A 22,965-nucleotide genomic window follows, 5' to 3' on the forward strand; every position below is an offset into this window, starting at 1 on the left:
TGCCTGGGTGAGAGGATCGTCCGGAAGCACCTCGCGGCAAGACGATGCACGTTCCGACGCCGCGATCCTCGGGATCGACCTGGACGCTGTGTTCGGGGGGGAAGCACAAGGACAGGAAGACATCTGGGCCTGGCATCTGCCAGCTCTGGAAGCGTTTTACGCGATCAGTTCGCAATGGCGCACGGAAGTCGTTCACAACCGCGTGGTCCCGCTGGGGCTGGATTACACGGCAGCTCAGGCCGGATTGCAATTGTCAGGTCTGAGCATCGATGCGGCAACCTGGAATGAAGTGAAGACCATCGCACAGGGCGCGCTGGACGAGTTTCGGAGAACGATGTGAGCGGGTTCAAGGCCAGTCTTTATATCGGGGGAGACGCCTCGGGTGCCAAGCGGGCACTGGGCGAGACGGCCTCTGCCAGCGCTGGCGCGCGAAAGGCCGTAGATGCTCTCGAAAAGAGCACCTCGGGACTGGAACAAAGCACAAAGGGTGCGGCGAACGCCAACGCGGCCTTCTCAAAGCAGGAAAAGGTCGTCGCCCAGGCCGTCGCCCAAGCCAATACGGCGATCCAGCAGCGCATCGAGCGGTTGACCGGTTTCGGAGCTGCGACCCATAGCGCGCGTGAGAGCGCTGCCGCCTTCGGTGGCACAATTGATCAGAACCGGGCCAGCTTTGACAGCATGCGGATGTCGATTGATCCGGTCTACCGTGCGTCAAGGCAGTATGAGGCGGTCACGGACGAAACCCGGCGCGCCGTCGCTGCTGGCGCTGTCACCCAGGCTGAGGCCAATCGTGTTCTGGCACTTGCCGAGGCACAATATCTCGCGACCGGCCAGAGTGCCTCCATGATGGCGCGCGGAACAGGTGTAGCCTCTGCTCAACTGGGGAACATCACTGCGCAGTTCAACGACATCGGCGTGATGATGGCTGCCGGACAAAACCCGATCCAGCTTGCCCTGCAGCAGGGCACCCAGCTTAATCAGGTCTTTGCAACCATGGGCGGTGGCAAGGCCGTGCTGCGCGGCCTCGCAAGTTCCGCGCTTGCACTGATCAATCCCTTGTCGCTGGCCACGCTTGGCATCATTGCGGGCGGCGCGGCGCTGATCCAGTGGGGTTCGCGGGCACTGTCAGCCGAGGAGAAGACCGATGAATTCAGCGAGGCGATGGAGGCGCTCGCCAAGGAAACAGCGGAAGCGCGCAATGAAGTCGAGCTTTTCAATCGCGGGCTGGAGACCACCGCTCAGCTCGTCGTATCAGATGAAATTGTGAAGAAAGAAGCCGCACTTGCGACACTTCGAACACGGCTAGCCGACCAAGAGGGGCTGCGAGCATCTGAGAAGAGTGTTTTTCCGCATCAGGTGACAGCACTCGAAGAGGAGTTGCGGTTGCTGCGTGAAGCGATGGCTGAACGGGATAAAGCCGTCGCTGCCGAAAAACGCCTCGCCGAGGTCAAGGAGACCGTAAACGATCGCCTTCAGGATTTCCTGACCGGTGTTGTCCAGGCTGCGGAAAAGCATGTCGCCCTTCAACAGAGCGTGGATGCCACCGTTGCAGGGTTGGAAGCAGAAGCAAACATCCAGAGCCTGATCGCGCAGCATGGCGAGGACAGCCGTGAGGTGACAGCGGCACGGGTGGCCGAAGAGCGCCGGGTCTACGAGGCCACCACTCTGACCGCAGACATGTCCCAGATCATGAAGGATGAGATCATGGCGGCCTGGGATGCCGCCAATGGTGTCGCATCTGTAGACATGGCCGGGAACATCGCCCTGGCAACAGGTGAAGCCACGCGTTTGTCTCAGCAACTGGCTGGAGCGCTCGATCTGGCCCGCCGGATTGCAGGCTATAACGGAGGCGTCAACAACAACGGCCTCGATGAACTCGATCCGCGCAATCCCAACAATACGCGTCCCGGCACATGGACAGGGGGCTATGGCACACTCGCCCTCGATGATCCGCGGCGAAACCCGAAGAAACGCAAAGGACGATCCGGCGGCGGTGCAGCTGGCAAGATCAAGAAGCAGCGCGAAGCCGTCGCTGATCTGATTGAAGGTCTCGAAGAAGAGATCGACGTCCTGCGCGAGACCGATCCGGTCCAGAAAGAAATGCTGCGGCACCGCGAAACAATGGCAGCGGCGACCGAGGCAGAACGTGAGAAAATCCGCGAGCTGATTGCGATCCGCAACCAGGAGAAGGAGACGATCGACGCCCAGAAAGAAGCCTGGGAAAGCTACCGCGACATCGCCTACGACACGTTCGAAGACCTGCGGCGCAGCGGGGGTGACTTCGGCAGCGTGCTGGATACGCTTTCGGGCAAGATCCAGGACATGGCCTACGAAGCCCTCCTTCTGGGAGAAGGGCCACTCGCCCAGTTGTTCGGTACTGCCAACGGGGGCGGGCTGATCGATGTTGTTCTGGGTGCTGTGTTCCCGAACGCCAAACCGGCGCAGGCCCTTGCGGAAGGCGGGATGATCTACGGCCGGGGCAGCGGCACGTCGGACAACGTGCCAGTCTGGGCTTCCTCTGGTGAATTCATGGTCAACGCTGTGGCCACCGCCAAGAACCGGGCGCTGCTTGAGATGATCAATTCAGGTGCTGAATTTCCCGCTTTCGCAAAGGGTGGAATGATCGGCGGCGGTACGTTTTCTGGTGGCGGCAACGGTTCGCAGATCATCATCGAAAACCATTCTGGCAGCCCGATTACCCAGACGCGCAGCGACGAAGTGGACGGCACCGGTCGCCGCCGCACACGGTTCGTCCTGGCAGATGCGGTCGGCAATGCCCTGGTACAGCCTGGTGGCGGCGCTCGGCGCACATTGCGCAACGGGTTCGGCGTCAAGAAACGGGGGACGCTGCGATGAGTGTCCCGCTTTGGCCAACTGACCTGCCCAAGCCGCAGCGCGAGGGGTTTCAGACCCAGATCGTTGACCCACGGTTGCGCCGGGTTGGCGAAACCGGCCCTCCAGCCTATCGGCGGCGCTGGTCCAGCGTTGCGGAAACCGTGGGCCTGTCGATCGACGTAACCCGCAACCAGAAGGCTTTGTTCGATGATTTCTTCAAAAATGTGACCGCATTTGGCAGCTTGCCGTTCTACATGCCCGATCCGTTGACGGACGGCTGGCCGATGCTGGACCATGCCGGCACACCACTCCTCACGGCCGGGGGCCAGCCGTTGCTGCTGTCTGCCCGGTGGCTTTGTCTTTTTGGTGACGAAACACCCGCCCAGACCATTCGCGGCGTCCGGTTCATCATCGCCTTTACAGTGGCGGTGATGCCATGAGGAGGGTCTCTCTCAACGCGCGCCAATCCCATGATGCGCCCTATTCGGACGATCTCGAGATCGCGCTGATCATGATCGAGCACCCGGAGCTGGACGCGCCGGTGCGGCTGTCCACCGATCCGACCGAGCGCCTGTCGGTCGACCCGCTGGCCTATGGCACACGCAGCGCCTGGTTGGACAGTGATCCGGCCAATGAGCCCTTCCTGTTCATCCTGGCGGCGTCCGACATTCCCGGAGATCTCGAGGACGCACCGGCAGCGGCCAACATCATCGTCGAGAATGTGGACAGCGACATCGCCAAGTTGCTGCGTTCCTTCATCGACCGGCCCACCGTGCATCTGGCCGTGGTGATGGCCAGCACGCCGGACCTGGTGGAGGTGGAATTCCGCGACATGGCGATGATCTCGGCCGATGGCGATGCCGGTCAGATCACGCTGGAGATCAGCCGCGCGCCGATCGAGGACGAGAGCGTGCCGATGGACCGCTTCACCAAGGAACGCTTTCCGGGGCTGTTCCGATGAGTTGGTCGAACGCATATCTCGGCATTCCCTATGCCGACATGGGCCGCGACCGGTCGGGCTGCGACTGCTGGGGCCTCGCGCGCCTGGTCTATGCCGAGGAGCTGGCGATCAGCCTGCCAGCCTATACCGAAGGCTATGTCAGCGCGGAGGAACAGGCCGAGGTCGCTTCCCTGATCGGATCGGAAACACTGGGAGCTGTCTGGTGCAAAACGCTGACACCGCAGCCCTTTGACCTTCTCCTCTTCCGCCACGGCCGCCACGACAGCCACGTCGGGATCTACGTCTCGCCTGGCGTGATGCTGCACATGTCCGCGGACGATCAGTCCAAGCACGAGCGGTTCGACCAGGGCCGCTGGGGGCATCGCTTCGTCATGGCCTTTGCTCATGAAGCGCTGCGGGGTGTCCGGCGATGAGCAGCAAGACCAACAACGTGCTCTGCGCCCCGCTCCTGGACCCAGGCATGGGCCGCAAGGAGATCGAGGCACCCCACGGGCTGACAATTGCCGAGATCGTCGCCCTGGCGCTTCCGGGGTTCCGCGACCCGCGCAAGGGGTTGCGGGTGCTGCTGGTGGCCGATCAGGGGGCCTCCGTGGTCGATCCGGCCTATTGGTCCAGCCTCCGGCCGATGCCGCACGCCCGCGTCGTGATCCGCACGATCCCCGGCAAGGATGCTCTGCGCTCAGTTCTGCTGGCCGTCGTGTCGATCGCGGCCGCCGCCCTCGCACCCTATCTGTTTCCGACGCTGGGCAAGGTAGGATTGGCGCTGGCAACCTCGGGCCTGACCGTTCTGGGCCAGTTGCTGGTCAACGCGCTGATCCCGCCGACGCAGCCAGAGGGCGAAGAGCGCCGCAACGTCTACAACATCGACGGCTGGCGCAACGAAGGACGGCCCGGCTCCCCGGTGCCCTACCTCTTCGGCAAGCATCGCTACGCCCCGCCATTCGCAGCCACCTCCTGGACAGAGATCGTCGGCGACCAGCAATATGTCCGGGCGCTGTTCTGCCTTGGCTATGGCCCTTTGCGGATCTCCGATCTGCGGATCGGGGATACACCGATCAGCGATTACGAAGACGCAGATGTCGAGATCCGCGAAGGCCGTGAAGATGACCTCCCGATCGGCCTCTACCCCGAACAGGTGCTCGAGGAAAACGCCGGTGTCCAGCTGGTCCGGCCCAAACCGCGCGACCTGACCGGCGAGATCATTCCCGGCTCGGTTGGCGTGGAAACACCCGTCACGCGCTTCACGGCGTCCAACTCGGCGCAAGCTTCCGTGATCCTGGCATATCCGGCGGGTCTTTATGCCATTGACGACAAGGGCCGGGTCGCTCCGCGCAGCGTCAGCGTGCGTATCCGGGCGCGCCTCAATGGCGTGGGTGTCTGGCAGGACGTGGTGACCCTGGCGATCACGGCCAAGAAGCAAGAGGGCTTCCTGCGCCAGCACCGCTGGACCCTGCCCACCCGCGGCCGCTGGCAGATCGAAGTCACCCGGATGACCGATGACAGCACCAGCACTCAAGCTTCCGACAAGGTTGTGCTGTCGGGCATCCAGTCGATCCGGCCGGAGTATCCGATCAACTTCGACAAACCGCTTGCCCTGGTGGCGATCCGGGTGCGCGCAACCTACCAGTTAAATGGCCCATTAAACGCCTTTAACGCGCTGATCGAACGCGAGGCGCTGATCCACGAAGAAGGCGAATGGGTCACCGGCTACGACCGCACTCCAGCGACCGCCTATATCGCTGCCCTCACCGGGCCGATGAACCCCTTTCCGGCGTCCTCCTCTGCCATCGACTGGGACCAGATCGCCGACTGGCATGATTGGTGCGTCGAGAAGGGCCTCAAGTACGACCGGGTCCATGACGGCCAGGAGACGCTGGGGGAAATGCTGCTGGCGATCTGCGCGGCCGGTCGCGCCAGCCCGCGACACGACGGGGTCAAATGGGGCGTGGTAATCGACCGGCCTGAAACGCTGGTGGTTGATCACATCAACCCGCGCAACTCCGACCAGTTCGAATGGTCCCGCACCTACTTCAACCCGCCGGACGGTGTGCGCGTTCGGTTCCTGGACGAGACCAACAACTACGAGGAAGCCGAGCGGGTCATTCCCTGGCCGGGACACGTTGGCGATGTCTCCCTCACCGAAACCATGGAGATGCCTGGCAAAACCGATCCAGCTGAAATCTGGATCGAAGCCCGCCGCCGGATGTACGAGCTGATTTACCGGCCCGACAGCTTCTCGGCCATGCAATCAGGCCGCGCCCGGGTGGTAACCCGCGGTGACCTGGTCATGGGCAGTTTCGACGTGCTGGACCGGACCCAGCTCTCGGCGAGGGTAAAATCGGTGACAGGTGCGCTGGTTGAACTCGACGAAGAGATCACGGTCGGCGAAGACTTTGGCGTCCGGTTCCGGGTCTTCGCTGATGAGGAAGACGTGATCGGCAGCTCGGTGATCAGCAAGATCGCCCCGATGGAGGAGCCCACCCGCGCGGTGCGTCTGCTGGACCGGGCGGCGGTGCCGACCGTCGGCGAGGCCGTGCATCTCGGCCCGATTACGACCGAGAGCCTGCCCCTCAGGGTGCGGGGCATCGAAGGGGCCGATGACTTTGGCGCGCGGGTGATGATGGTTGCGGCTGCACCCGAGATCGACACGCTGACCGACGCCGAGGTCCCTCCCGAATGGGACGGCCGGATCGGCGAAATCATCGATCAGACCGCCGTCATCCCGGCGGTGCCGCTCTTTGTCTCGGTCGCATCGGGCCTGATCGGCACGGGTGATCCGGATGGCTTCGAGGTCGTGTTGCAGACCGGAACCGGCTCAACCGCCCTCGTTGATGCCTTCGAGTTCGATCATCGCCTGACCAGCTCCGGCGTCTGGACCACCGAGACCATTCCGGTTGCTGCCGGTGGCATCAGCCTGGACGACTACGAGGCGGGCAACGAGATCGAGTTCCGCGCTCGCGCCATGGCGAACACCACGCCAGGCGACTACACCGCCGTCGCGACCCTGACCATCGGCGAGGATGACCCCGCCATCCCGGCAGCGCTTGACGACGAAGCGATCTCCGCCACCGGAAGTCTGGGCCATGCCACCCTGGTGGTTGCGGTGCCGGAGACCGGCGCGCCGACCCAATTGCAGATCTACCGCGTGCCCGCGGGCAACCCGCTCGACCGCGAGACCCATGCCATCGGTAGCCGCCTTGAGGTCTCTGCCGGTTCGACACTGAACTATGTCGACGGCGACGGCACCCGTGTGAACCTGCTGAGTTCTGCGGATTTCAACAGCGCGGACAATTGGAGCCTCGACAGCGGTTGGGCCATTGCCGGTGGGAAGGCAACCTTCACGCCGGGTGCCGCAGGCAACCTCGCGCAGACCCTGCCTTTGACCGCAGGCACCACCTACCGGGTCGCCTTCGAGGTCTCTGGTTATGTCGCGGGCGACGTCAAGCCGCGGCTGATCGGCGGCACCAACGTCAGCGGCGAAACAGTAACGGCCAACGGTCTGTTCCTGGACAGCCTCACAGCCCTGACCGGCAATACCGATTTCAAGTTCCTCGCACAGACCACCTTCGATGGCAGCATCGAGTTTGTCCGGCTCTTCGCAGAGACCCCGAGCTGCGTCGAGGCGGGCGGCTGGGATTACTACGTCGAGCCGATCAACGACGAGAACATCGCCGGGCCGGTCTCCGGCCCCTTCGCAACAACGATTTACTAGGAGCCCGACATGGCAGAAAACGGCGTTCAAACAGTCTCTCTTGATCCCGCATCCACCGTCGATGAGATCGTCGGCAACAAGGATGGGTCCTCGGTCCGCGTCCCTGTGAACAGCCTGGGCCAGCAGTTGCTCGGCGCTGGTCCCGTGGCCGATGCGATCAATCTGCTGGAAAACCAGGTGCTCTCCGGGCTCAGCCCGGCCAGTTCCTGGGCGGACCTGCTGGCCCTTGTGCCGGTTGCCGATGACGTGGGCTCCTCGGTGCCCGATACGGACGCGGGCACCCACCTTCAGGCGACCGCGACCGGCTATGACGGGGCGAGTGTGCCCAACGCCGGTGTCTACCGCTGGGTTGCCGCCTGGACACGCTGGTTGCGGGTCAGCGACACGGGCCTCTCGGGCAAAGCTGATGCCGCCGCAACCGCCGCCGCGCTGGCCACCAAGGCTGACGACGCAGCCACCACGGCGGCGCTGGCGACCAAGGCGGATGACGCAGCCACCACAGCGGCATTGGCCACCAAGGCACCGCAGAGTGAGGTCGACGAACTGACGTCCAAGGTCAACGCGCTGGATGCCGCCATCGTGCTGCAGGACGTTTGGGATGCCACGGTCGGCAGCTTCCCCGGCGCCGGTTCGGCCCAGAGAGGCAACCTCTGGATCGTCTCGGTCGCCGGAACCGTCGATGGGGTCGAGTTCGGGATCGGAGACCGCATCGTGGCTATCGCTGATGACGCCAGCACAACCACCTTCGCAGGGAACTGGTTCAAGGAGGACTACACGCCCCAGGTGCTGAGGGTGAACGAAAAGACCGGGGATGTGGTCTTGACCAAAGACGACGTCGAACTTGGCCTGGCCGACAACACGCCGGATGACCTCAAACCGGTAAGCGAACCGCAACAAACGGCGCTGGATGCGGTCAAGGATGGTGCCGTGGCCGTCCCTCGCCAGGCGCTCTATTTCGGCGATGAGGCCGATGTGGAAGATGGCGAGGAGGTGGAGGTAACCGAAGACGGCCAACTGATCCGCCTTGGCCCAACCTCGCAGATCGCGCGGGTCGGCGCTGATCTTGAGGACGCAAAAGGCGGCACCGGTCGCTGGACGCTTACCTTTGATCCCAGCGTGGCGGTATACGATGAGGTCCGCACCGATGCGCAGGGCAACATCCTTTCCGGCAGCGCGCCCTTGTTTGATCCCGCCACCCGCTGGACCCTGACCTTTGATGCGGCCCTGATTGACAAAGACGTGGTTGAGGTCGACCCCACGGGCAAGGTGCTCAGCGCGACGGCGACGCTCGGCCTCGACGCGCAGCCCCAGGACGAAGCTGTCCCCGCGCTTTCGGGCACGATGCAGGCCTATGGGAGCATCGGGCTGGCGGATGAGGCCGCAGCCTGGCGGGCGGACCTCGACACCAACGGTGCGCCATTGGAAGACCCGGCGAACAGCCCGGAGCTGACCGTGATCACCGACGCGGCGACAATGGCCACCTACCTGCCCATGGTGAACCGGATGGTGCCGGTGATTACGCAGTGTCACCGCAGCGGGCGCGTCTGGCGCGCCTATTACGGCAACAACGGACCTCTGGGAACGGACCCGGAGGAAGCTGGCCATGATATGTTCATGCTGCTGGAATACACCGAGGATTTCGCGGACGGCGGCGTTGCTCCACCTGCGACCGATGGCGAGACCGATGATGTCACCTGGTTGCCAGCGGCCATCATTCACTATGCCACCAACGATGACGCTTTGGTGCAGGACGGGCAGTTTTTCTACACGCATCAAGGCTATTTGGTGTTCGCCATGGCGATCAAGACCACCGGCGATCTGCAAGTGAACCGCGCCTGGGTGATCCAGAACCCAGACACAGGCGAAGCTGCCGACCTCGGTCTGGTGGTGGACAGCACGTTCGTGTTTGGGGCCCAAACTTTCTTCGGCTATGGCTTCGCATTCCAGCCTCACCTGACCGGCACCGAACATCGTTTTTTCATGTCGGGATTTCCGGAAGACTCGCTCCCGCGCGACGTAGACAAGATACCGCGTTACTGCCGCCTGCGCATCCACGAGACGCGGGTGCAGGGCGTGGTCACTGACGTGCGGGCGTATTCGCAGGTGATCAGTGAAGTTCAGGCGATGATCGACAGCGCGGAAGAAGATTTCCCCGAGCCGACTGCGGTGCCGGTTGGCGGCGACGAATTGATGATGGTGTTTCGGACCGACACCGGTGCGATGGAGCGCCGGTCGTATGACGGCGGGCTGACGTGGACCGACGAGGTGTATGCCTACATCGAGAGGGTGCTGGAAAGCACCCGGTCGAAAACCGTCCTGTGCCGCAGCCCGTCCGGGCGGCTGGTCTGGGCATTCAACAACAATGGCGCACGCCTGCGGATGTCCGTCATGGTCAGCTACAAGGGCAGCGCCGGCCAAGACAGCCATTGGCTGCCTCCGGTGCTGTTGGAAGAACGCGACCGGCCTCTCAGCTCCTATCCGTCCGTGGTGTTCCTGCGCGACCGGCTGGGCCGCTACACCGGCAAGTTCCTGGTCGCCTACGACCGGGGCCGGTCACGAACCTACATCGGTATGAGTGGCGACGAAGTCCCGGTCGGCACCCCCGGCAGCACCACCTCGAACGAACTGATCACCTGCCTTGTGGACGAGGAAGACGCCGCCGCCGCGGTGACCGCCGCCGTCCTGAGATACACCACCAACCCCGGCGTAGCCGTACCAGCCTAAAGGACCAATTCAATGACCGTTAAGCGCATCATTCAACAGACCGTAAAGAACCCTCTTGTGACCGCCCCGGCGGGCGCACCGGCCCTGAACACCCCGGCAGAGCGTGGCTTGCTCGATCTGCTCTACCAGCCTGCCTGGCGCACAAAGAACAAGAGCTGGTTCTCGGCCCGCGCGGCGCGCCTGGGCGGTGACGGCTTCGTCCAGGACGTGGTGGGCTGGCTGCCTGGCCTTGACGGAGAGCCGCAGTACCTGCTCCGCCATCCCGACGACACGACGAATGCGCATCGTATGCAGCGCGGAGTCGGTGCTGACGGCATGGTCACATTGGGGCGGGACGACACTGGGGGAAGCCCCATGTCGGCTGTTGCGATGGGCACGCTGCTGTCATCGGCAAATGCGCTGCTGCCCACCGTCGCCGTCGATCAGTCGGAGCAGATGACGCTCGCCTTCCTGATGCGGCAACCCCCCGCGTCAGGTGGTTTCATCATATCAGCCGACGACATGGCCTCGGGTGCAAACCAGATGGCCATCAGCTTCACTGGCGGAACCGAAGCAATCTCAGCCTACACCCGCCGCACACCCGCCGCACTGTCAACGACTGTGGATAATGTGATCCCCGATGCCCTTATGCTGCTGGTGGTCGAGTTCACAGGGCTTGCGGCGGCGAGCATTTACATCGATGGCACCAAGCAGACCTTGTCCGGCACGCCCAACTGCGCGGCAGTACTCGGGGGCCAGCGGTTCCGCATCGGTTCCTTACGCTCGGATGCTGGAGCCAGTTTCTCAACCCCGGCGGACGGCTACATCGAAGAATTTCTTGCGCTGCCTGGTGTGGACACCGAAGCTAACGACTCGATCCACGAGGCGTTGGAAGCGTACAAGGCGGAGAAGCATCCGGCATGACTATCGCTTCCTAGAACCGCACGACGATGCGGCCTCCCCTGACCGGGAGGCCGCTGGGTGCGCAAACACCCAACGACACGGGGCCAAAGCTCTCACACCTGACCCCGCCGACCAGCAAAGCCTTATGGCCGCTCCCTCCCCTGATCAGGGAAAGGCCTTCTTGAGGCGATTCTACATCCTATGAAAACCCCTGTTTTAACCCCCGTTGAAAAGACCGTTCCCGTTGCCCCCTGGCTGGGCGGCAAACGCAACCTCGCCAAGCGCATCACGGCCATTCTGGACGCCACCCCGCACAGCACCTATGCCGAGCCCTTCGTGGGCATGGGAGGCGTGTTCCTGCGGCGCTCCATGCGTCCCAGGGCCGAGGTGATCAACGACTACGGCCGAGACGTCGCCAACCTCTTCCGCATTCTCCAGCGACACTATCCGCAGTTCCTGGAAGTCCTTCGGTTCCAACTAACGACACGGGCGGAATTCCTGCGCCTGGTCGACACCCGGCCGGAGACGCTGACCGACCTCGAACGTGCGGCGCGGTTCCTGTATCTGCAGCGCACCGCGTTTGGCGGAAAGGTGTCGGGCCGCAATTTTGGTGTGGCGAAGGATCGGCCAGCCCGGTTCAACCTCACGACGTTGGAACCCATGCTTGAGGATCTGCATTCCCGGTTGTCTGGCGTGGTGATCGAATGCCTCGACTATGCGGAGTTCATCCGCCGATATGACGGCCCTGGCACGCTGTTCTACCTCGACCCGCCTTACTGGGGCTGCGAGGACGACTACGGAAAGGCGATGTTCAACCGAGAGGAGTTCGCCCGGATGGCCGAGCAGCTGGCGGGGATCAAAGGGCAGTTCCTCCTGTCGCTGAACGACGTGCCGGAGGTGTGGGAGGTGTTTGCTGGGTTCAGGATCGAGGCCGTGGAGACGACGTACTCGATCGGGCAGCAGGATCAGGGGAGTGGAAAGCGAGGGGAGGTGCTAATTGGCACGGTCTGACATCTATCGCTGAGAGTGGAAGTTGTCAGCACAGGGTGATCCAGCTGACGCGTCGGGATACTAGCAGGACCATCACCAGTCATCGCGTACCCGCAGCATCCTAATACGCCGATGCCGCGCTCGTTTCAATCTGTCGCTTGAACGGCGTTTGAAGACCGGTAAAAGCGCTGACAATTAAACTTCGTTTTTCTGCCAACATTCTTTGCGCGCTACAGTTGCGGTCTGGTCGCGAGTCGATGCGGGCGTGTTCAAGACCTATGAGGGAATCGTCATTTCCAATGGTCGCGTCTGACAGGCCTTGATGATGTGACCGCCCCCGACGGCATCTATGTGCCGAGGTGCGTTAATCTATCAACATTTGTTGCGCGCTACAGCTGCGCAGCGGGCGATACAGTCTTTCAGGAAAAGTGGCTGGGATGGTAGGATTCGAACCTACGGTACACTGTACCAAAAACAGTTGCCTTACCACTTGGCTACATCCCAACGTGAGCCGCTAATTAAGGGCCTTGGGCGGTCAACGCAAGACCCGTTTTGGCAAAAATCCTATTCCTCTGTTGCGTTCACATTCAACAGATCGCGCCGCGACAGTTCGGCGCGTTCCTGATCCACGATCTTTTCCAGTTCTTTTTCTGCGGTTGCCTCTACGTCCTGTACCGGGGCGGGGGCGGCTGTATCCTGCCGCTGGGTGCCAGGCCCGGGTTCTTGCGCGGGGGTGGGGGCGCCCGGCAGATTCTCGATCCGGTAGCTGGGCAGGGGGGCGGCGATTCCCGCCGCGTCAAACGCGGCTTGGGTCAGGCGGATGGCCTCCGACCGGGCCAGCACGATGGAGGTGTCATTCTGGTTGATCCAGGCGGCCATGTTCAGGGTGACCCAGAAGTCATCGACCGATTGAATCCAGACCGAAACCTCGGGGCTGTCCAGCACGAAGGGCAGGGCGTTCAACGTGTCTTCGGCCATGTGGCGCGCCTGGTCCAGGTCCGCATCCGAGGCCACGGAGAGGGCAAAGGTGAACCGCCGCTCCGCATTGCGCGAGAAGTTGACGATCCGGCTCTTGAAGACCGTGGCATTGGGGATGCGGATGTGGTTGCCGTCAAAGCTCAGCAGGATGGTGGCGCGGCTGGTCAGGCGGATGACCTTGCCGGTGTCGCCCTCGATCTCCACGGTGTCATTGGGACGGAACGGCTGGCGGATCGACAGCATGATCGAGGCGATGAAGTTTTCCACCGTGTCCCGCACGGCGAAACCGATGGCCAGACCCACGATCCCCGCAGCGCCCAGTATGCCCGACAGCAGCGCCGTTGCGCCCACGATGTCCAATGCGATGACAAGCCCGGCCACGATGAAGAACAACCGCACGATCTGGCGGTAGATGTCGGCAATGAAGGCATTGGGCGACATCCGGTCCCAGGGCTGCTTGCGCCGCGCAATGAAAAAGCCGAACAGAACGACGGCAAAGAACACCGCAAGTGCGATCATCGCCAGCGGCAGGAAGGCGACAAACTGATAGCCGCGTGACTTGAACCGTTCCACAGCGGGGTTGAGCCGCCGTGCCACATCCGTCGTCTCGAAAACCTCGTTCTCGATGGCCACCACCCCTTCGACCCGGCCCACCAGTTCTGTCAGCCGCGTGGCAGAGGCCATGTCCAGCGTTGTGCCGCGCAGGGTCACGATCCCTGAGGAGACGGTCACCGAAATATCCTCATAGCCTTCCAGCTCGCGCAGGATGTCGCGGATGCGGTTGGCGATGGCCGCGTCCGATGCGGCATCATCCTGGATCGCGATGGTTCCGGTCGGCTGATCGCTGGTCTGGGCGAGGGTGGCAAATGGCAGGAAAAGGCAGAGCAGAAGGGGAATGAAACGCATGATCTGAAAATCCGTGGTGGTGCAATTGCACTACCCTAGGCCGGTGCCGCTGCCCTGGCAATCATGCGGAAAGGGGGCAGGAACGCCGGAGCTTGCCGGAAACCGCGTCGCTATCTCGGGAAATTGCCCGTCGCTCAGCCCTGGCAGTCGATCAGGATGGCGCCATTGCGCCGGCCCTTCTCGACGGCTTCATGGGCGGCGGCTGTCTCGGCCAGCGGGTAAATCCGCTCGGTCGGGCAGGTCAGCGCACCATCGTCCAGGGCATGATGCAACCGGCTGATTGCGGCGTCGCGTTCGGCTGCGGGCAAGAGGTAGATCAGGATGATGTCGATGGTCACCGCCTTGAACAGCAGCGGGCCGAAGGACAGCGCGGGTTCCATCTCCTTGGCGGAGCCATAGGGGGCAATGCGCCCGTTGGGTGCGATCAGCGCCGCATCGGTCCCGATGTTCAGGCCGAATTCGACCTCCACGATCGTTTCCACCTGCTTGCCGTCGTTGGCCGTCAGCACCTGCGCGGCAAGATCGCCGGCGCGGTAGTTCAACACAACATCAGCACCGGCTGCAGTGACGACATCACGGTCAGCGTCGCTGCAGGTGGCAATCACCCTTGCCCCGCCCCATTTGGCCAGCTGCACCGCCAGCAGGCCGACCGTTCCCGCGCCGCCCTGCACCAGCACGGTTTCACCGGCCACGCCACCGCCGCCGAATACCGCGTGGCAGGCGGTCAGGCCGGGAATGCCGAGGTTGGCGCCCACCTCAAAGCCGACACCTTTCGGCAGCGGGACCGCCTGATGGGCAGGCAGGGTGATGTGGCTGGCCGCCGTGCCGTGACTGCGCTGCCATTGACCATTCCAGATCCAGACAGGCTGGCCGATGCGGGCCCTGTCCACGCCGGGACCTACGGCCTCAATCTCTCCGGCACCGTCACTGTGCGGCACGATCAGGGGATAATCGGGTTTGGTGACGCCGGGCCGCAGACCCGCGCGCGCCTTCACATCCGAGGGGTTCACACCGGAAAGCGCCAGTTTCACCCGGACCTCGCCGGGGCCGGGGGGCGGGCTTTCGATGTCCTGCAGGCGCAGCACATCCCGTGCCGCGCCGAATCTGTCATAGGTGATGGCCTGCATCTGTGGTCCTCATGGCGGGTAGAGGCAGTGTGACGCAAAACCGGATCACGGGCAATCAGCGGGCGGCAGATGCCCCGGCCGGTTGCAATCAGTCGTGGACTTCGCTGGCTGATACGCCCCAGATCCTGGCCTTGGGGGCCCAGCCCGAAAACCCGCCCGTGCGCAATTCGCACCATTCGGGAATGCATTCGCCCAGCTTGGCCACCACACCCAGTTCAAGCGCGGCAGAGACCGGTGCATTCGGGTCCGGACGCACGTGCAGCGCCAGCATGTCCTGTTCAACCAGAACCGTGCGGGTGCCGGACAACAGCGAATAATGCACCCAGCCACCCATGCCGTCGCGGTCCTCCACCCGGCGCCAATGGCCGTGCTCCGCCGTGATCCTGAGCGGCATGTCGCGCCGTTTGAACACCCAGTCGATGCGATGCGACAGCGAGGGGCCGCGGCGCACGTTGCCTTCGGAGGCCTTCATGGACACGAATCTGGGCAGGGGAAGGTTGGTGACGGGCCCGACCCCGTCGGCAAGGGCCGGGGGGTTGAGCACGGGCGCCGTCAGAATCGTCAGTACTGCAAACGCCTTTGCGGCGTTTTTGAATAGAAGGATCATTGGTGCTGCCTGCACTGTCTTCTGTTTGGTTTTGTTTGCTCTTTTCCACCGCGAGGTTCTTGTGCCTCGTCGCTGCTTGGGACACCATGCGCGGGAATACGAAGGTCGCCAAGTCTGGGGAGGACGAAATGTCAAAGAAACGGTTGAGTGTTGTAGTCACGCGACGGTTGCCCGATGCGGTGGAGACGAGGCTGTCCGAATTGTTTGACGTGACGCTGCGCACGGATGATGCGCCGATGACCCGGGCCGAACTGGCCGAAGCGGTCAAAAGCGCAGATGTTCTGGTGCCGACAATCACCGATACCGTCGATGCGGCGCTGATCGGCCAGGCGGGCGAGCAGCTCAAGCTGATCGCGAACTATGGCGCGGGGGTCGACAATATCGACGTGGCGACAGCCCGGCAGCGCGGCATTCTTGTGTCCAACACGCCCGGCGCGCTGACCGAGGATACCGCCGACATGACCATGGCGCTGATTCTGGCGGTGACACGCCGGATGCCGGAAGGCATGTCCCTGATGCAAAAGGGCGACTGGACCGGCTGGGCCCCCACGGCGCTGCTGGGCGGGCGGATCAGCGGGCGGCGGCTGGGCATTCTCGGCATGGGGCGCATCGGGCAGGCCGTGGCCACGCGGGCCCGCGCCTTTGGGATGCAGATCCACTATCACAACAGGCGCAGGCTGCACGCCGAGACCGAGCGCAGTTTCGATGCAACCTATTGGGAAAGCCTCGATCAGATGGTGGCACGGATGGACGTGATTTCGATCAACTGCCCACATACGCCCTCGACCTTCCACCTGATGAACGCGCGGCGGCTGAAGCTGATGAAGCCCGATGCGGTGATCGTGAACACCTCGCGGGGTGAGGTGATCGACGAGAATGCGCTGACGCGGATGTTGCGCGCGGGCGAGATCAAGGGCGCGGGGCTGGATGTTTATGAGCGTGGCACCGACATCAACCCGCGCCTGCGCGAGCTGGATAACGTGGTGTTGCTGCCGCACATGGGATCGGCCACGCTGGAGGGGCGGATCGAGATGGGCGAGAAGGTCATCATCAACATCAAGACCTTCGACGACGGCCATCGTCCGCCCGATCAGGTGGTGCCGTCGATGTTGTGATCCGTTGCGGGCGTGATCCGCAGGCGCGGCTGTGCCGCACGCGATCTATTTGGGGATGAGGGACGCTGTCCCTCAAACTCCCTGGGATATTTGAGCCCAAAAAGAGAGAGGTGTTGCGCGATGTGGAAAGTGGTTTCAGTTCTGACGGTCCTGTTTGCGGGGGCGGTGTCGGCCCAGCAGGTTGCGGATGCGGTGGCACCGGAAGCGGCGGGGGCGGGCGTGTTCGAGGATATGGGCCCCGAATATGCCGACGCCATGGCGGCAAAGGTGCAGGGCAAGCCGGTCAAGGCGCAGAACTGGATGGTCGCAGCAGCCAATCCCCATGCGGTCAAGGCCGGGGCCGATGCGCTGGCCGCGGGTGGCACGGCGGCGGATGCGCTGGTGGCGGTGCAGGTGATGCTGGGGCTGGTCGAGCCGCAAAGTTCCGGTCTGGGCGGCGGGGCCTTTCTGGTCTGGTATGATGCCGCGACGGGTGAGGTGACGACACTGGACGGGCGCGAGACAGCACCGCTGGCCGCGACACCGCGCCGGTTCCAGGATGCGGATGGCGCGCCACTGAAATTCTTTGACGCGGTGGTCGGCGGGCGCTCTGTCGGGGTGCCGGGCACGCCTGCGCTGATGGAGGCGGTGCATGAACGCTGGGGCAAACTGCCTTTCGCCGATCTGACGGCCCCGGCGATTGCCCTGGCCGAAGAAGGATTTTCGGTTTCGCCCCGGCTGGCCGGGCTGATCCAGGGCGACCAGGAACGGCTGGGCCGTTTTGCCGATACAGCGGCATATTTCATGCCGGGTGGCGCACCCCTGGCGGCGGGTGACCTGCTGAAGAACCCGGCCTATGCGGAAACGCTGCGGATGCTGAACGGCGGTGCGGCGTCCTTCTATACGGGGACCAATGCGCAGGCCATCGTCGACGCGGTCAACGGCGCAATGGAAGGGGCGGGCATGCTCTCGCCCGTGGATCTGAGCATTTATCAGGTCAAGGAGCGCGCGGCGGTCTGTGCGCCTTATCGGGGTCATGAGGTCTGCGGGATGGGGCCGCCCTCTTCCGGGGCGGTGGCCGTGGGGCAGATCCTGGGCCTGCTCGAAGGATATGACCTGAGCGCGGGACCGCAGGACGCGCAGGTGCGCCGCCTGATGGGGGATGCCGCGCGGCTGGCCTTTGCGGATCGCGGGCGCTATCTGGCGGACAGCGATTTTGTGCCGGTGCCGGTGAAAGGGCTGCTGGATGAAGCCTATCTGGCGCAGCGCGCGACCCTGCTGTCAGGCGATGCGGCGCTGGCCGAGGTGGCACCGGGCGAACCGGAATTCGACCATGCGCTGCTTTGGGCCGATGATATATCGCTCGAACTGCCCTCGACCTCGCATATCTCCATCGTCGATGCGGCGGGCAATGTTGCCAGCATGACCACCACCATCGAAAACGGCTTTGGCAGCCGGATCATGGTGAACGGCTATCTGCTGAACAATGAGCTGACGGATTTCTCTTTCAGCTCCCACAGCGAAGGCGTGCCGATCGCCAACCGGGTCGAGCCGGGCAAGCGGCCGCGCTCTTCCATGGCGCCCACAATCGTGCTGAAGGACGGCAAGCCGGTGCTGGCGGTTGGCAGCCCCGGCGGCAGCCGGATCATCGGATATGTGGCCGAAGCGATCATCGGCGTGATCGACTGGGGGCTGGATGTGCAGCAGGCTGCAGGCATCCCCCATGCCGTCAACCGGTTCGGGGCCTATGATCTTGAAGAGGGGACTGCGGCGGTCGAACTGACAGATGCGCTGGGCGCGATGGGGTTCGAAGTGGGCAGCCGGGAGCTGACCTCGGGTCTGCATCTGATCGCCATCGGCGATGACCTGCAGGGTGGCGCGGATCCGCGCCGCGAGGGCATCGCATATGGACAATAAGGGACCGCGCTTGGCGGAAAAGGGAACGATATGGCAAAAATAACCACATTGGCGCGCAACGAAGACGGGATCGGATCGGTTCTGGGCGTGCTCAAACAGCGCTTCGGCGAGCGGTTCCAGACCGGCCAGTCGATCCGCGAACAGCACGGCCATACCACCACCTGGATCGAGAACCAGATGCCTGATGGTGTGGTCTTTGCCCAATCGACGCAGGAAGTCTCCGAGATCGTGAAGGTCTGTGCGGAACATAAGGTGCCGGTCATCCCCTATGGCACCGGCACCTCGCTGGAGGGGCATGTCAACGCGCCCGCCGGGGGCATCTCGGTCGATCTCAGCCAGATGGACAAGGTGCTTGAGGTCAATGCAGGCGATCTGGATTGCCGGGTGCAGCCCGGTGTGACGCGGGAGGCGCTGAACACCCACCTGCGTGACCAGGGGCTGTTCTTTCCGATTGATCCCGGCGCCAATGCTTCGCTTGGCGGGATGACGGCGACGCGGGCCTCGGGCACCAATGCGGTGCGCTATGGCACCATGAAGGACAATGTGCTCAGCCTGGAGGTGGTGCTGGCGGACGGGCGGATCATGCGCACCGCCAGCCGGGCGCGGAAATCCTCTGCCGGCTATGACCTGACCCGGCTGATGGTGGGGTCCGAGGGGACGCTGGGGCTGATCACGGAGATCACCCTGAAATTGCAGGGCATTCCCGAGACGATTTCCGCCGCGCGCTGTTCCTTTCCAACGCTGGAAGCGGCCTCGCGCGCGGTGATGGCAACGATTCAATACGGGGTGCCGGTGGCGCGGATCGAGCTGCTGGATGCCATGGTGGTGAAGGCGGTGAACGCCTATTCCAAGCTGGACCTGCCGGAAACGCCGCTGTTGCTGCTGGAATTCCACGGCTCCGAAGCGGGTGTTGCCGAACAGGCGGAGACTTTTGGCATGCTGGCGGAGGAAGAAGGCGGTACCGGCTATCGGGCAACGGCATCCCTGGAAGAGCGCAACAAGCTGTGGCAGGCCCGGCATGACGCCTATTGGGCCGTGATGGCACTGCGGCCCGGCTGCAAGGCGGTCGCCACGGATGTCTGCGTGCCGATCTCGCGCCTGGCCGAGGCGGTTGCGGCCAGCGACGCCAAGGCGCGCGAGCTGGGGCTGATCGCGCCGGTGGTGGGCCACGCGGGCGACGGGAATTTCCACGCCTCGCTGTTGCTGGACATGGAGGACGCCGGGGAGGTGGCTCGTGCGGAAAGCTTCATCAGCTGGCTGAACGAGATGGCGATTGCCATGGATGGCACCTGCACCGGGGAACATGGTGTGGGGCAGGGCAAGCGGCCCTACCTGATCAAGGAGCTGGGGCCGGAGGCGCTCAGCGTCATGGGGGCGATCAAGGTGGCGCTGGACCCGGACAACATCATGAACCCCGGCAAGATCCTGCCCGCGTGATCCAAAGGCGCGGCTGCGCCGCATGACATTCCCGGTGTCCGTGGCGGGCTGAGCCCTTCTCTCGGGGCTTTGCGCCAGTGGCACCGGGGAATGTGTATTTGAAGAACAATGAAGGGAAGGGTGTGATTCCGCGCCTCTGTCCGGTGGATTCGCCGCTTTGGGTCGGTGGCGGAAAGCGCGGTTGAAAATTCGCATGGCGCAGGTCGGTTTTGCGCTGTCTTGCGTCGGCGCGGAATGGTGGAATTCCAGTGTCCTGACTAAAAGGGGGGCAGATCCAGCAGGGGAGCCCCGGACATGAAAACAAACGTCAAAGCACTGGTTGTCGGCGGCGGTGCCGTGGGAACATCCATCGCCTATCACCTTGCGCGCGCGGGCTGGGAAGATGTGATGCTGCTGGAGCGCGACGAGCTGACGTCAGGCTCCACCTGGCATGCGGCGGGCCTTTTGCCCTATTTCAACATGTCTTTCGCGACCACGCATATCCATGATTATTCGATCAAGTTTTACAAGACGCTGGAAGAAGAGACCGGGCTGAACGCCGGTTTCGCCGTGGTGGGCAACCTGCGGATGGCGCAGACTGACGAACGCATGGACGAATACATGCTCTATGCCTCGACCGCCGAGACCTGCGGCGTGCCTTATGAGTGGCTGACGCCGGATCAGATCAAGGCGAAATGGCCGCTGATCCGCACCGAGGACCTGAAGGGTGCGATCTATCACCAGACCGACGGCTATATTAACCCGGCCGATGTCACCATGGCGATGGCCAAGGGCGCGCGCCAGCGGGGCGTGATGATCGAGCGCAAGTGGCAGGCGGATGCCTTTCACTGGAACGGCGAGGCCTGGGAAGTGACCGCGACGAAGATGGTCGAAAAGGGCGGCAACCTTGTGCCCTCCGACGAGCAGATTGTGATCACGGCGGAGCATGTGGTGACGGCATCTGGCAACCACGCGCAGCGCACCGCGAAGATGCTGGGCATCAAGATGCCTGCGATTCCGGTGGAGCACCAGTTCATCGTGATGGATCAGGACCCCGAGCTGGTCGCATTCCGCAAGCAGGAAGGCAATGTCGAGCACCCGGTGATCCGTGATGCCGATGCGCAGTCCTATGTCCGCGAGGAGCGCGGCGGCTGGATCCTCGGGGTTTACGAGCCGAATGCGCCCGCGCGGTTCGAATACGGCGTGCCGGACAGCTTCCGCGCCGATCTGTTCCAGCTGGATCTGGACCGGATCGAAGATCAATACATGGCGATGAACCATCGTATTCCGTCCGCCGAGAACTGCGGGCTGAAGGACGATTTCAACGGGCCGATCTGCTACACCCCTGACGGCAACCCGCTGGTGGGCCCCGCGCCCGGTCTGCGCAACATGTGGCTGGCTGAAGGGTTCTCCTTTGGCATCACCGCGGCGGGTGGCACCGGCTATTACCTGGCGCAGCTCATGGTCGAGGGTGAGGCCGAGATCGACATGGCGTCGCTGGACCCCAAACGCTACGGCGACTGGATGACCACCGAGTTCGCCGCGCGCAAGAACGAGGAAGCCTACGAGCACGTCTATATCCTGCACCACCCCGACGAGGAACGCCCCGCCTGCCGCCCCCTGCGCACCTCGCCTGCCTATGACCGGCAGGCCGCACGCGGCGCGCAATTCGGCTGGGTCAACGGTTGGGAACGCCCGAACTATTACGCGCCGGAAGGGTTCAGCGACCACGATGCCCGCAGCTTCCGCCGCGGCGGCTGGTGGCAATATGCCGTGGAAGAGGCCAAGGCGATCCGCGAGGGTGTCGGCCTGATCGACGCGACCGCGTTCACCAAGCATCTGGTCAAGGGGCCGGGGGCGACGCAGTTCCTCGACTGGTTCACCTGCAACAAGCTGCCCAGCGTTGGCCGTATCAACCTGACCTATGCGTTGACCGGGGCCGGGACCACGCGCACGGAATATACCATCGTGCGCTTGGGCGAGGATGAATATTACCTCGTCTCCGCCGGCGCCTGGACCGCCTATGACAGCGACTACCTGCGCAAGGCGATCGAGGACAAGGCGCCGGAGTTCGGCTATATCGAATGCCACGATGTGACCACGCAATGGGGTGTCTTTGCCATCGCGGGACCGAAATCGCGCGATGTTCTCAAGGAGATCGTCAAGGATGCGGCCCCCGAGACGGTGCTGTCCAACAAGCGTTTCCCCTGGCTGACCATGCGCAACATCGAACTGGGCATGTGCCCGGTGCGCGCCATCCGCGTCGCCTATACCGGCGAACTTGGCTGGGAATTGCATCACCCGATCGAGATGCAGAACTACCTCTTCGACCAGCTTGAGAAAGCGGGCGAGAAGCACGGCATGAAGCTGGTCGGCGCGCGGGCGCAGAACTGGCTGCGGCAGGAGAAGAGCTACCGCGCCTTTGGCAACGAGCTGGGGCGTGACGCCACCCCGCTGGAGGCCGATCTGCCGCGCTTTGTCGATCTGAACAAGGAGTTCCACGGCAAGCAGGCGATGGCCGATCACGGGATCCGTGCGAAATGCGTGACCCTGCTGATCGACGGGCCGGATGATGCAGACCCCTGGGGCCGCGAAGTGCTGTATGCAGGCGACACCCGCACCGGGCGCCTGACCTCCGGCGGCTATTCGGTGGCCTTCGGCAAGAGCATCGGCATGGGCTATGTGAAGCCGGAACATGCCGAGGTGGGCACGAAGCTGAAGATCAAGATGTTCGATCAGCTTTGGGATGCAGAGGTGGTTGAGGACAGCCCCTATGATCCCAAGAACGCGAACATCCGGGTCGACGGATAAGCAAT

Annotated in this window: 16 protein-coding genes and 1 tRNA gene; 13 read left to right on the forward strand and 4 right to left on the reverse strand. The window is 63.5% G+C overall.

The genetic code is table 11. From position 1 onward, the window contains the following. Window positions 1-7 precede the first annotated feature (7 nt). The 9 genes from ACWNZ3_RS04185 (at window position 8) to ACWNZ3_RS04225 (ending at window position 12,125) form a co-directional block, all read left to right on the forward strand. Complete coding sequence (locus ACWNZ3_RS04185) at window positions 8-340, forward strand: DUF1799 domain-containing protein (RefSeq protein ID WP_496901304.1); 333 nt, start codon at window positions 8-10, stop codon at window positions 338-340. Next, window positions 337-2,856 (forward strand): phage tail length tape measure family protein, encoded by a 2,520-nt coding sequence (locus ACWNZ3_RS04190; protein ID WP_496901305.1) that lies wholly within the window; start codon window positions 337-339, stop codon window positions 2,854-2,856. Before ACWNZ3_RS04185 ends, ACWNZ3_RS04190 begins: the two co-directional genes overlap by 4 nt. Next, complete coding sequence (locus ACWNZ3_RS04195; protein WP_496901306.1) at window positions 2,853-3,275, forward strand: hypothetical protein; 423 nt, start codon at window positions 2,853-2,855, stop codon at window positions 3,273-3,275. The genes ACWNZ3_RS04190 and ACWNZ3_RS04195 overlap by 4 nt, the downstream gene beginning before the upstream one ends. Next, window positions 3,272-3,796: a hypothetical protein gene (locus tag ACWNZ3_RS04200; RefSeq protein WP_496901307.1), complete on the forward strand. Its 525-nt coding sequence runs from the start codon at window positions 3,272-3,274 to the stop codon at window positions 3,794-3,796. Before ACWNZ3_RS04195 ends, ACWNZ3_RS04200 begins: the two co-directional genes overlap by 4 nt. Then, the gene (locus tag ACWNZ3_RS04205) at window positions 3,793-4,209 is read left to right on the forward strand and encodes a C40 family peptidase (protein WP_496901308.1); all 417 of its coding nucleotides are present in this window, start codon (window positions 3,793-3,795) and stop codon (window positions 4,207-4,209) included. Before ACWNZ3_RS04200 ends, ACWNZ3_RS04205 begins: the two co-directional genes overlap by 4 nt. Then, the gene (gpJ, locus tag ACWNZ3_RS04210) at window positions 4,206-7,508 is read left to right on the forward strand and encodes a TipJ family phage tail tip protein (RefSeq protein ID WP_496901309.1); all 3,303 of its coding nucleotides are present in this window, start codon (window positions 4,206-4,208) and stop codon (window positions 7,506-7,508) included. Before ACWNZ3_RS04205 ends, gpJ begins: the two co-directional genes overlap by 4 nt. A gap of 9 nt (window positions 7,509-7,517) precedes the next feature. After that, a complete protein-coding gene (locus ACWNZ3_RS04215; RefSeq protein WP_496901310.1) occupies window positions 7,518-10,232 on the forward strand; it encodes an exo-alpha-sialidase in 2,715 nt (904 codons plus the stop codon). Between the two features lie 12 nt (window positions 10,233-10,244). Continuing rightward, a complete protein-coding gene (locus tag ACWNZ3_RS04220; protein WP_496901311.1) occupies window positions 10,245-11,135 on the forward strand; it encodes a hypothetical protein in 891 nt (296 codons plus the stop codon). Window positions 11,136-11,315: 180 nt separating this feature from the next. Beyond that, window positions 11,316-12,125 (forward strand): DNA adenine methylase, encoded by an 810-nt coding sequence (locus ACWNZ3_RS04225; protein ID WP_496901312.1) that lies wholly within the window; start codon window positions 11,316-11,318, stop codon window positions 12,123-12,125. A 408-nt stretch (window positions 12,126-12,533) separates the two neighbouring features. Here ACWNZ3_RS04225 and ACWNZ3_RS04230 read toward each other — a convergent pair. The 4 genes from ACWNZ3_RS04230 to ACWNZ3_RS04245 form a co-directional block, all read right to left on the reverse strand. After that, window positions 12,534-12,608: transfer RNA gene (locus ACWNZ3_RS04230), tRNA-Gln, on the reverse strand. A gap of 60 nt (window positions 12,609-12,668) precedes the next feature. Next, window positions 12,669-13,988, reverse strand: coding sequence for a mechanosensitive ion channel domain-containing protein (locus ACWNZ3_RS04235; protein WP_496901313.1), 1,320 nt, complete (start codon window positions 13,986-13,988; stop codon window positions 12,669-12,671). Between the two features lie 134 nt (window positions 13,989-14,122). Beyond that, on the reverse strand, window positions 14,123-15,115 hold the full coding sequence (locus ACWNZ3_RS04240; protein ID WP_496901314.1) for an NADPH:quinone reductase: 993 nt from the start codon (window positions 15,113-15,115) through the stop codon (window positions 14,123-14,125). A gap of 88 nt (window positions 15,116-15,203) precedes the next feature. Beyond that, the gene (locus ACWNZ3_RS04245; protein WP_274574279.1) at window positions 15,204-15,722 is read right to left on the reverse strand and encodes an SH3 domain-containing protein; all 519 of its coding nucleotides are present in this window, start codon (window positions 15,720-15,722) and stop codon (window positions 15,204-15,206) included. Between the two features lie 128 nt (window positions 15,723-15,850). Between ACWNZ3_RS04245 and ACWNZ3_RS04250 the strand changes: the two genes are divergently transcribed. From ACWNZ3_RS04250 to ACWNZ3_RS04265, 4 genes are all read left to right on the forward strand, one after another. Then, window positions 15,851-16,837, forward strand: coding sequence for a 2-hydroxyacid dehydrogenase (locus tag ACWNZ3_RS04250; protein ID WP_269367247.1), 987 nt, complete (start codon window positions 15,851-15,853; stop codon window positions 16,835-16,837). A 120-nt stretch (window positions 16,838-16,957) separates the two neighbouring features. Beyond that, window positions 16,958-18,733: a gamma-glutamyltransferase gene (ggt, locus tag ACWNZ3_RS04255; protein WP_496901315.1), complete on the forward strand. Its 1,776-nt coding sequence runs from the start codon at window positions 16,958-16,960 to the stop codon at window positions 18,731-18,733. A 30-nt stretch (window positions 18,734-18,763) separates the two neighbouring features. Next, window positions 18,764-20,170, forward strand: a complete 1,407-nt coding sequence (locus tag ACWNZ3_RS04260) for an FAD-binding oxidoreductase (protein ID WP_274574282.1) — start codon at window positions 18,764-18,766, stop codon at window positions 20,168-20,170. A 294-nt stretch (window positions 20,171-20,464) separates the two neighbouring features. Continuing rightward, window positions 20,465-22,960 (forward strand): GcvT family protein, encoded by a 2,496-nt coding sequence (locus ACWNZ3_RS04265; RefSeq protein WP_496901316.1) that lies wholly within the window; start codon window positions 20,465-20,467, stop codon window positions 22,958-22,960. The last annotated feature ends 5 nt before the right edge of the window (window positions 22,961-22,965 follow it).

This window comes from Sulfitobacter sp. IGS-18, from assembly GCF_059628195.1.

Bases quoted from the DNA above. Each gene is read 5' to 3' on its own strand.
- ACWNZ3_RS04235 (WP_496901313.1), bottom strand. From the start codon at position 13,988: ATGCGTTTCATTCCCCTTCTGCTCTGCCTTTTCCTGCCATTTGCCACC.
- ggt (WP_496901315.1), top strand. From the start codon at position 16,958: ATGTGGAAAGTGGTTTCAGTTCTGACGGTCCTGTTTGCGGGGGCGGTG.
- ACWNZ3_RS04205 (WP_496901308.1), top strand. From the start codon at position 3,793: ATGAGTTGGTCGAACGCATATCTCGGCATTCCCTATGCCGACATGGGC.
- ACWNZ3_RS04260 (WP_274574282.1), top strand. From the start codon at position 18,764: ATGGCAAAAATAACCACATTGGCGCGCAACGAAGACGGGATCGGATCG.
- ACWNZ3_RS04265 (WP_496901316.1), top strand. From the start codon at position 20,465: ATGAAAACAAACGTCAAAGCACTGGTTGTCGGCGGCGGTGCCGTGGGA.
- ACWNZ3_RS04220 (WP_496901311.1), top strand. From the start codon at position 10,245: ATGACCGTTAAGCGCATCATTCAACAGACCGTAAAGAACCCTCTTGTG.
- ACWNZ3_RS04245 (WP_274574279.1), bottom strand. From the start codon at position 15,722: ATGATCCTTCTATTCAAAAACGCCGCAAAGGCGTTTGCAGTACTGACG.
- ACWNZ3_RS04200 (WP_496901307.1), top strand. From the start codon at position 3,272: ATGAGGAGGGTCTCTCTCAACGCGCGCCAATCCCATGATGCGCCCTAT.
- gpJ (WP_496901309.1), top strand. From the start codon at position 4,206: ATGAGCAGCAAGACCAACAACGTGCTCTGCGCCCCGCTCCTGGACCCA.
- ACWNZ3_RS04195 (WP_496901306.1), top strand. From the start codon at position 2,853: ATGAGTGTCCCGCTTTGGCCAACTGACCTGCCCAAGCCGCAGCGCGAG.
- ACWNZ3_RS04240 (WP_496901314.1), bottom strand. From the start codon at position 15,115: ATGCAGGCCATCACCTATGACAGATTCGGCGCGGCACGGGATGTGCTG.
- ACWNZ3_RS04225 (WP_496901312.1), top strand. From the start codon at position 11,316: ATGAAAACCCCTGTTTTAACCCCCGTTGAAAAGACCGTTCCCGTTGCC.
- ACWNZ3_RS04250 (WP_269367247.1), top strand. From the start codon at position 15,851: ATGTCAAAGAAACGGTTGAGTGTTGTAGTCACGCGACGGTTGCCCGAT.
- ACWNZ3_RS04215 (WP_496901310.1), top strand. From the start codon at position 7,518: ATGGCAGAAAACGGCGTTCAAACAGTCTCTCTTGATCCCGCATCCACC.